This window comes from Phormidesmis sp. 146-12, assembly GCF_052939495.1.
On record NZ_JBJPHS010000166.1, the window covers coordinates 1 to 10164 of the forward strand.

The window sequence follows — 10164 nt, forward strand, 5'->3', positions numbered from 1 at the left end:
CTTCTATTCTCGCGAATCGCCGACAGTCGCTCCCCCAACCAATAGATGCGCCCCAACTGCACAACTGCACTCTAACCGATCGAGTACGCTAAACGGCGCTTAGTTAGTGGGTGCTTATACGAACTCTCTACACCAATGCTCACATCATTGACCCAGCCCAAAAATTTGACGGCAAAGGACAGCTTTTGGATAAACCTTAGAAAGCTCAATTGTTACGATACATTTAAGGGGAATTGGAGCATTGTTTGTCGTATTCCGTTCCCTTATGTTTCACGCTTTCCTACCTCACGCTTGCGATCGCTGTTGACCTATGACAGCCGTCACCCCTTCTACTACAGTCAGACTCACCTTACCTGACCATACTCAGTTGCCAGAGTCGGATGGAACTTTTGTAAAAAACTTTCAAGAGCATCCTACTGACCGATTCGATTTTGCCGCTTTTAGAACAGCAGAATCCGGATGGTCAATACTGCATTGGTCAAGACAGTGGCATCTATTGGCGACTGACTGACCCGCTCGAAAAAGGTGCAGAAGACCCTGATTGGTTTTTTGTTCCCAATGTGCCCCCGACGCTGAATGGACGACGGGCTGAACAGGAAAAACAACGCGCCGATCGACTGGCAGAATGTTTGCGACCCCTTGCGGGTAACTCAAAGAGATCGCAAGGTATCGACCCCGACCAGAGTCTCTAAAACGCAAAAAACATCTACAAAAAATGCCCGCAGCAGGGCCGTACTCAGACGGATTCCTTACTACGGACACTTCAACTAGCAAATAGTAACTTCAGATAGTGACCTAAACTGCTGCAAAAAATTCTTTCGACTTGACGGGATCAGGATTCATCGTCTTGTCTCCGGGCTGCCAACCAGCGGGGCAAACTTCATCAGGGTGAGTCTGCACATATTGAATTGCTTGCAAGATGCGAAGGGTTTCTTCGACACTGCGACCAAATGACAGGTTGTTGACGGTTGCATATTGCAGAGTGCCATCTTTGTCGATGATGAACAGACCGCGCAGAGCAACACCCGCATCCGGGTCAAGCACGTTGTAAGCAATGCTGATTTCCTTCTTGATGTCAGACACCAACGGATAGTTGAGATCGCCGACACCGCCAGACTTACGATCGCTCTGAATCCAAGCCAGGTGAGAAAATTCGCTATCAACAGACACGCCCAAAACTTCGGTGCCCAGATTTTTGAAAGCTTCGTATTGATCGCTGAATGCAGTGATTTCAGTCGGGCAAACGAAGGTGAAATCTAAGGGATAAAAGAACAACACGACGTACTTGCCGCGATAATCAGACAGTTTAATCGTCTTAAATTCTTGATCAACGACAGCCGTCGCAGTAAAGTCGGGAGCGGTCTGACCGACTCTCAGGCATCCTTCATTGGGATGAGTCATGGGAAAAGGGTCTCCTTGCAGCAGTACGTCTACTTTCAGTAAATAGTTTCACAGGCCCAAAAAGGCAAGCTCAATTATTTATGAACTGTTACAACAATAGCACAGCGATCGCGTTTTCGCAGTCATTATGAGTTCGAGTTAACGATGTAAAAGCAAATCTCAGCTTCATCAAGAACGCTTCCAACAATTGAGATGTCACGCTGAACAATGTCACCTTACGATCGATTGAGGCTGCTTTCTAGGAGGGTTGGGGTTCTGTCGTTTTGGGTTGCCAGCGTTTGAGCTGGACTGCTGCCAGAGCGGTTACTAGGGTGCCGACGGCAATCGCCACCACATACAATCCACCTTGAGTCACCGCGTTAGGAATCGCCAGGACGAAAATTCCGCCGTGTGGGGCGCGAAGGGTACAGCCAAACAGCATCGACAATCCGCCTGTAATCGCTGAACCCAACACACAGGCGGGAATGACGCGAATCGGATCTTTGGCGGCAAACGGAATCGCGCCTTCGGTGATAAATGAAATCCCCAAAACAGAGGCGACTTTTCCGGCTTCTTGTTCTTCGATCGTAAACAATCGCTTCGCCAAAAATGTTGCCAGGGCCAGACCGAGCGGAGGAGTCATGCCAGCGGCCATCACGGCGGCCATCGGTTGTACTACGTCACTGGCCAGCAGTCCGACGGCAAAGGTGTAGGCTGCTTTGTTGACTGGGCCACCCATATCGACGGCCATCATTCCCCCCAAAATTAAGCCGAGAATGACGGCGTTGGTTTGTCCCATGCTCTGCAAAAAGGCGGTCAAGCCATCCAAAATTGCTTTAACGGGCGCACCAAACACGTAGACGAGCAGCAATCCGACGACCAACGTCGCGAGTAGAGGAATCACCAAAACAGGCTTCAATCCCTCAAAGTTTTTGGGCAAATTCACCTTGTCGCGGATGAACAGGGAAATGTAGCCAGCCAAAAAGCCAGAAAGGATGCCGCCCAAAAATCCCATTCCTAAATTAGAAGCCAACATGCCGCCCACCAGACCAGGGGCAAGACCGGGACGATCGGCGATCGAGAAGGCAATAAATCCCGACAAGACGGGGACAATCAAGGCAAACGCTGACTTTCCGCCAATCTGTAACAAGGCATCCCCAAAGCTTCCGGGTTCAGGTTTGAGTCCGAAGGCAAAAGACAGCGCGATGATCAATCCACCCGCCACGATCACAGGCAGCATGTAGGAAACTCCGGTGAGCAAGTGACGATACGGGCCCGATCGTCGAGCCGATTGTTCTGCTTTGGCTTGCCGGACGGCATCGACGTAATTTCCCTGTCCGTTGGTGGTCTGTGTCTGGGGTTCGGGTAGCGCTAAGGCGGTTTCGATCACCGTTTGTCCAGACTTAAGCGCCTGATTGGTGGAAGTTTCGTAAAGCCGCTTGCCTTTAAAGCGGGACAGATCAACATGAGTATCGGCGGCAATCACGACAGCATCGGCTTGAGCAATCTCTTCGGGAGTCAGTTGATCTTTGGCCCCGACGGAACCTTGGGTTTCAACTTTGATGGTGTGACCGAGGGCGATCGCGCTTTTTCTCAACGCCTCAGCCGCCATGAAGGTGTGGGCGATTCCCGTGGGGCAGGAGGTAATAGCGACGAGGTGTTTGGCTGTAGAGGGGTCTGCTTGAGAATGGAAGGGAGCCGCCGCAGGTTCAGGACTGCTCGAATTCGGTGACGCTGAGTGGGGGACTTGATTAACTTGAGGTGAATTACCTTGAGTTGGGTTAACGTGAGCAACGGCCTGTTCGATCACCGTTTTGGTATTGCGAATCGCCTGACTGGTTGAAGTCGTATAAATCGGCTTGTTGGCAAATCGAGACAGATCAACGTGCACATCTGCCGCAATGATCACCAGATCGGCGTCAGCAATGGCGCGTTCTGAAAGAGGCGTTTTGATGCCTTCAGCTCCTTGAGTTTCAGCTTTGACGTGATAGCCCATTGTTTCAGCCGTTTTTTTGAGGGCTTCGGCCGCCATGAAGGTGTGGGCGATGCCAGTCGGACAGGCGGTGACGGCCACAATGTTTTCGATCGATTTCATGTCTGGTGTGGGTTTAAAGAATGAATGGTTAAAGAATGGATAGGCTAACTTCGTTCATCAAAGATTCGACGGTTTCTCTAGGAGGCAAGCGCGGCCCGATTTGACTGAGTGCGCCGATCGAGAAGGCCGTTGCCAACCGCGCACAATCGCTGAGTGACCAGCCGCGTAGCTTCCCAACAATCAAGCCCGAAGTCATCGCATCCCCTGCGCCCACGGTACTAACGACTTTGATCTGCGGCGGACGGGCATGAATCACTTGGTTTTGTTCGACAAAGATGGCTCCGTTTGGGCCCATTGAGACGACGACACAGTGAATCGTCTGCGCCAGTTGTTGAGCGGCTTGAATAATGGCGGTTTGATCGTTGAGCGATCTCGTTGAGATACCCGCAAGGGGTCGCCCTACTAGCTCTTGTAGTTCCTCTAGATTGGGCTTGATCGCATAGGGCGCAAACGGAACGGCTCGCCGCAAGCTTTCACCACTGGCATCGAGAACAACGGTTTTGCCTCGCGCTTTGAGATCGGCGATCAGCTTGCCATAAATGTCAGGCGAAATTCCCGCAGGCAGGCTACCCGATAGGACAAACCAATCGCACTCTTCCGCCAGGTCATGAATCGTTTGATGGAATGTCATCAGATCGCGTTCGGTGGGTGCCTGCCCTGGGAAGTTAATGTCGGTGACTTGATTTTGGGCGGTGTCGGTGATTTTGACGTTGATGCGCGTGTTGCCAGCGATCGACACAAATCGATTCTCAATCCCCTTTTGCTGAAAGAAGTGATCAAACAGATCGGCGTTGTCTTTGCCCAAAAATCCAGAAGCGGTGACAGAAAATCCGAAGCCCGTTAGAAACGAGGCCACATTCACGCCTTTGCCGCCCGGATCGCGCTGTTCTGATTCGACCCGATTCACTTCTCCGGCTTTGAAGTTGGGAATGCTGACGGTCTGATCGATCGCCGGATTGAGCGTAATCGTCGCAATAGTTGGATTCATGACTTACACCAGCAATCGGACTTCTTGGGCAGTGCGGCATCGTAGGGCGCGTTGGGCGAGTTTTTGAGTTTCGATCAGCGAGAGGCTGCGGAGTTTTGCTTTGACGGCCGCCACACTGGGAATGCTGACGCTCAATTCGGTTATGCCCAATCCCGTGAGAATGGCTGCCCCTTTGGGATCTCCCGCAATGCCGCCACAAACCCCGACCCATTTTCCGGCTGAATTGGCTGCTTGCACAGTTTGATCAATCAGACGCAACACGGCGGGATGTAATCCGTCCGCTTGTTTGGCGAGAGCGGGATGGCTGCGATCGATAGCCAATGTGTACTGAGTCAGATCATTGGTGCCGATCGAGAAGAAATCGACTTCTTTCGCCAACTCATGCGCCATCAATGCCGCCGACGGAACTTCGATCATGATGCCGATTTCGACCGGATCTGCGCCCACTTCTAAACGCACGTCTTCCGCAATTTTTCTCACCGCTTGCAGGTCTTCTAACGTGGCGATCATGGGAAACATAATCTTGACCAAACCAGATTGTGAGGCGCGAAAAATGGCTCTCAGTTGCGGTCTAAACAAGTCAGGACGTTGCAGACACAGCCGAATTCCTCGCACGCCCAAAAAGGGATTTTCTTCGATCGGCATCTCTAAATAGGGCACCGCTTTATCTCCGCCAATGTCCAGAGTCCGAATGATCAGCGGCAGTCCATTAAGCGCCTGAGTCATTTCGGTGTAGGCGGCGAACTGTTCTGCTTCGGTGGGGGGGTGCGATCGATTCAAAAATAGAAATTCCGTCCGCAGCAATCCAATCCCTTCGGCTCCCGCATTGACGGCTTGTTCGGCTTCGGCGGCGGCTCCAATGTTGGCGACGACTTCAACTCGATGGCCGTCGGTGGTCAGGGCAGGTTGATAACAGGTCAGCTTTTCGGCGGCGCGAATGGCTTGTAAATCTGTTTGGGCAACTCTCGCCGTTTCTAAATCTGCCTGAGAAGGATGCGGATAGAGATTGCCGCTTTCGCCATCCAGAATGCAGGGCGTACCATCCGGCAAATTGAGAACGGCTGCCCCTGCGCCAACAATCGCGGGAATATCGAGCGATCGAGCAATGATGGCACTGTGCGAAGTCGAACCTCCGTAAGCGGTACAGAATCCCAACGTCAAAGCTGGATTCAAACTCGCCGTATCAGAGGGTGTGAGGTCTTCAGCGATGAGAATGACGGGGCGATCGGGCAATTGGGGCGCATCTTCTATCGTGTCTGCCAACAATCGCAGCACTCGTTGCCCCACATCCCGCAAATCGGTGGCTCGACCTGCCAGCAAAGGATCAGACAGTTTTTCTAAGGTTTGGGCGCGTTGTTCATAAGCCGTTTGCCAGGCCCAGGCGGCACTACGAATCTGCGAGTGAGTTTGTGAGTGAGTTTGTGAGTAAGTTTGCAACTGAGTTTGCAACTGAGAAATCGCTTCTTCAACAAGTTCTTCATCACTGAGAAATGCTTGATGCGCTAAAAAAATCGAGGCCTGACTGGCTCCTGATTTTGTTTTTACTGAGTCGTGCAAATTGCCTAATTGGATTTTCGCAGTCGCGATCGCTTGGCTCAATCGAGCTTTCTCAGCCTCTGGATCTTTTGCGGTGGATTCAAACACTAACTTGCTGCGCTTGAACTGAAAAATGGGAGCGATCGCCACACCCGGAGAAGCCGCAATTCCAGGAATCGGAGCCGACTCAAAGCTTAACGTTCGTCCTAATGTAATCGTTGAGGATTCTTCTTTATCTTCTAACCCTTTAGCGATCGCTTGACTTAAGGTGTCTAATGCCTGAGTTTGATCCGTTCCCTGAGCCATCAAACGAACGGTTTTTCCACCTTCAACGCCTAATTTGAGAAGTGATACCAGGCTTTTTGCATTTGCAGTTTGATCGCCGTATCGAATGCGAATTTCTGACTCAAATTCTTTAGCCAAATTGACCAAAAGAGTCGCCGGACGTGCGTGAAGCCCCGTTTTTTCTCGAATCGTTACGTCTACAAAGCTTGCAAAATCTGAGGGTGAACTTGAGTGCGAAGAAGGGCTGGAATTAGAGGACGATCGATTCGTTAAGCAGTCCACAATATCATCGGGATTTGACGTATGAGATAAGCGCTGAATTGTGGCTTCGTCATCTAAAACATGGGTCAAATTAGCCAGAATTTCTAGATGCTCATCAGACTTAGCCGCAATGCCCACAACGAGATGCACTTTCTCTCCTGGATTCCACTCAACACCCTTGGGAATCTGCACAACAGAAATGCCTGTCTGCTGAATGAAATCGCGATCGCTCGGCAACCCATGCGGAATTGCAATCCCATTTCCTAAATAAGTATTCGCAACCTTTTCTCGGGCCATCATACTTGCGATATATTCTGGCTTCATGTTGCCGTTTTTGACTAACAAATCTCCGGCTTGACGAATGGCATCAGCTTTATCAACAGCATTAGCTTTTACTTTAATACTGCTCTTATTTAGCGTCATCATGTGGTTCTAAATTTGGCTAATTAATGTCTGAAGATTATGTTTGAAAAAGAGCCTATTTCTATTAATGTTTGAAAGTGATAGTCATCCGCTACAGGTTTTACAAAACTTTAGAGAGTTCTTTAATTCCTTTAATAGTAATAATGTTGTGATACTTAGCTTAAGGCGAATTAAAATCTGTCTTAGGGCGTAGCTTTTTGTACTTAATAAAGAAGTTAGAATCTCCATCAAGCGAGGCATGAGAACGCTTCAAATTTCTAAACACACGCCTCATCAAAGTCTGAGCTAAACTCCACTTATAAGTAGGATTGAAATGAAGCGCCATCTCTTCGAGTTACCCGCGAGAGATCACTTTTTCACATCCCAAAATCACTTCAAAACCCCAAACTTTTACAAAAATCAAAATGTTTACCGCTAAAAAGTTAGAAACTGCTGCGTTAAGCCAAGATTCAAAAGAAACTGAATTTGTACTTTGGTTTGAGCAGGTTGGGATTGCTGATGTGGCGATCGTGGGCGGCAAAAATGCTTCGCTGGGCGAAATGATTCAACAACTCGCACCTCAAGGGGTGAATGTGCCGACCGGGTTTGCTACAACTGCCTATGCCTTTCGCTACTTCATCGAAAAAGCTGGACTCAAAGAGCGTCTACGGCGATTGTTAGCTGACCTCAAAATTGAGGATGTCAACGACTTGCAGGAACGCGGTAGACAAGCTCGAACGATGATTTTAGACACGCCTTTTCCAATAGAACTCGAAACGGCAATTCTCAACGCTTATTTACAGCTTTCGGAACGCTATGGAAGCAGTGTTGAGACCTGTGAACGGTTGACTGGAAACGAGCTAAAATCCTGTCTGAGTCGCCATACCGGACTTGATGTTGCAGTGCGATCGAGTGCCACTGCCGAAGACTTACCGGACGCGAGTTTTGCGGGACAACAAGAAACCTATTTGAATATTCACGGCATCGATCGCGTTCTCGAAGCCTGTCACCACTGTTTTGCGTCTTTGTTCACCGATCGCGCCATTTCTTATCGCACGACGAAAGGCTTTGATCACTTTGACATTGCCTTATCGGTGGGGGTGCAAAAAATGGTGCGGTCTGACCTGGCGGCATCGGGGGTGATGTTCTCGATCGATACCGAAACCGGATTCAGCAATGCGGCACTCGTTACGGCGGCTTATGGATTGGGGGAAACGGTCGTCCAGGGAACCGTCAATCCCGATGAATACATTGTCTTCAAACCGACGCTCAAACAGGGATTTCGACCCATCCTTGAGAAACGATTGGGCAGCAAAAAACTCAAAATGATCTACGACATCGGCGGCAGTAAACCCACGACAACGGTTCTGGTGCCGCGATCGGAGCAAGCAAAATACGCTCTGCAAGACGACGAAATTCTCAAGCTGGCCAACTGGGCCTGCATTATTGAAGACCATTATTCTCGCGTTCGAGATGCCTACAGTCCGATGGACATCGAGTGGGCAAAAGACGGCACTACAGGCGAACTGTTCATTGTCCAGGCGCGTCCTGAAACCATTCATTCTCAAAACACCCGCAACATTCTCAAAACCTATAAACTGACTGGCAAAAAGCCGGCTCAACCGCTGTTAACGGGGCGGGCTGTTGGTGAAATGATCGGAGCGGGAACGGTGAGAACGATCGTCGATATCCGCAAGCTCAACGAATTTCAGGAAGGCGAAGTGTTGGTTACGCCCCGCACCGACCCTGACTGGGAGCCAATCATGAAAAAAGCCAGTGCCGTCATCACCAATCAAGGCGGGCGCACCTGTCACGCGGCGATCATTGCGAGAGAATTGGGAATTCCGGCGATCGTCGGCTGTGATAATGCCACCGAAGTTCTCAAAGATGGGCAAGCCGTCACGGTGTCCTGCGCGGAGGGAGAAGAAGGGCAGATTTACGACGGGCTGTTACCTTTTGAGATTGAAGAATTGTCTTTGGGAGATCTGCCGCCCACGCCGACCAAAATCATGATGAATGTGGGCAATCCTCACGAAGCATTCAGGCTTTCCCTGATTCCCAACGATGGAGTCGGACTGGCTCGCACAGAATTTATTATCGCTAATCACATTAAGATTCACCCACTGGCGCTATTAAATTTTGAAACGCTGGAAGATAAGGGCGCAAAATGGGAAATTAGCCAACTCACCACCCAATATGAACATCTGACGGAATACTTCGTAGATAAACTGGCATCAGGAATTGCAATGCTGGCAGCGGCTTTTTATCCCAAGCCTGTGATTGTGAGAATGTCAGATCTCAAAAGCAACGAATACGCTAACTTGATTGGAGGTCGTCAGTTTGAGCCGAGCGAAGAAAACCCGATGATGGGCTGGCGGGGCGCTTCTCGCTACTATGACCCCAAATACCGGGAAGCCTTTGGATTAGAGTGCAAAGCCTTTAAGCGAGTTCGGGATGAGATGGGATTGACCAACGTGATTGCCATGATCCCGTTTTGCCGCACGCCCGACGAGGGACGCAAAGTTTTAGCAGAAATGGCCAAACATGGACTGACTCAAGGCGAAAATGGCTTGCAGGTTTACGTCATGTGCGAACTTCCTAGCAACGTCGAACTCGCCGATCGCTTCAGCGAAATCTTTGACGGCTTCTCGATCGGCTCCAACGATTTGACTCAGCTAACCTTGGGACTCGATCGCGACTCTGCTCTGGTCTCTCACCTCTTTGACGAGCGCGACGAAGCGGTCAAACGCAAACTCAGTCGAGTCATTGCCACAGCCAAACAGTTCGATCGTAAAATCGGAATTTGTGGTCAGGCACCCAGCGACTACCCCGAATTTGCCGAATTTCTAGTCGAACAAGGCATCGACTCCATCAGCCTCAATCCCGATTCTGTCTTGAGAACTCGACTCGCCCTACAAAGCGCCTCCCCACGAAACCCCTAACACCAACCTTCTGTGAAGCGGCATCGATCAACAGGGTGGCTTCATTGTTCAAGAAGAACCAAGAAAAAGACCCGAATCTAACTTGCAGAAGCGGGGCGATCGTTCACATTAGACGAAGAAACAGGTGGACTAATTTTGTTAACATAACTTCATATAGCAGTCCTAAATCTGTTGTGAGAATCTTGAAATAGCCCGTTCTTAGTGATTCGTTCTCAGCTAATTAACGTGAATTCGATGGAGTTTTCTCGCTTCGTTATTGGGCACTTCTGCCCCCC

Annotated in this window: 6 protein-coding genes; 2 read left to right on the plus strand and 4 right to left on the minus strand. The window is 50.0% G+C overall.

Annotated elements, in window-relative coordinates:
* Nucleotides 1–431: 431 nt before the first annotated feature.
* On the plus strand, nt 432–692 hold the full coding sequence (locus ACKFKF_RS32710; protein ID WP_446871568.1) for a hypothetical protein: 261 nt from the start codon (nt 432–434) through the stop codon (nt 690–692).
* 103 nt (nt 693–795) lie between these two features.
* Here ACKFKF_RS32710 and ACKFKF_RS32715 read toward each other — a convergent pair whose 3' ends face one another.
* The 4 genes from ACKFKF_RS32715 to ptsP all read right to left on the minus strand — a co-directional run bounded on the left by ACKFKF_RS32715 (nt 796) and on the right by ptsP (nt 6968).
* Nucleotides 796–1401, minus strand: coding sequence for a peroxiredoxin (locus ACKFKF_RS32715; RefSeq protein ID WP_446871569.1), 606 nt, complete (start codon nt 1399–1401; stop codon nt 796–798).
* A gap of 238 nt (nt 1402–1639) precedes the next feature.
* Nucleotides 1640–3475, minus strand: coding sequence for a PTS fructose-like transporter subunit IIB (locus tag ACKFKF_RS32720; RefSeq protein WP_446871570.1), 1836 nt, complete (start codon nt 3473–3475; stop codon nt 1640–1642).
* A gap of 28 nt (nt 3476–3503) precedes the next feature.
* Nucleotides 3504–4463: a 1-phosphofructokinase gene (gene pfkB, locus ACKFKF_RS32725; RefSeq protein WP_446871571.1), complete on the minus strand. Its 960-nt coding sequence runs from the start codon at nt 4461–4463 to the stop codon at nt 3504–3506.
* Nucleotides 4464–4466: 3 nt separating this feature from the next.
* Nucleotides 4467–6968, minus strand: a complete 2502-nt coding sequence (gene ptsP, locus ACKFKF_RS32730) for a phosphoenolpyruvate--protein phosphotransferase (protein ID WP_446871572.1) — start codon at nt 6966–6968, stop codon at nt 4467–4469.
* Nucleotides 6969–7372: 404 nt separating this feature from the next.
* On the opposite strand from ptsP, the gene ppsA reads away from it, so the two are divergent.
* Entirely contained in the window at nt 7373–9889 is a 2517-nt protein-coding gene (gene ppsA, locus ACKFKF_RS32735) for a phosphoenolpyruvate synthase (RefSeq protein ID WP_446871573.1), read from the plus strand.
* Nucleotides 9890–10164: the final 275 nt, after the last annotated feature.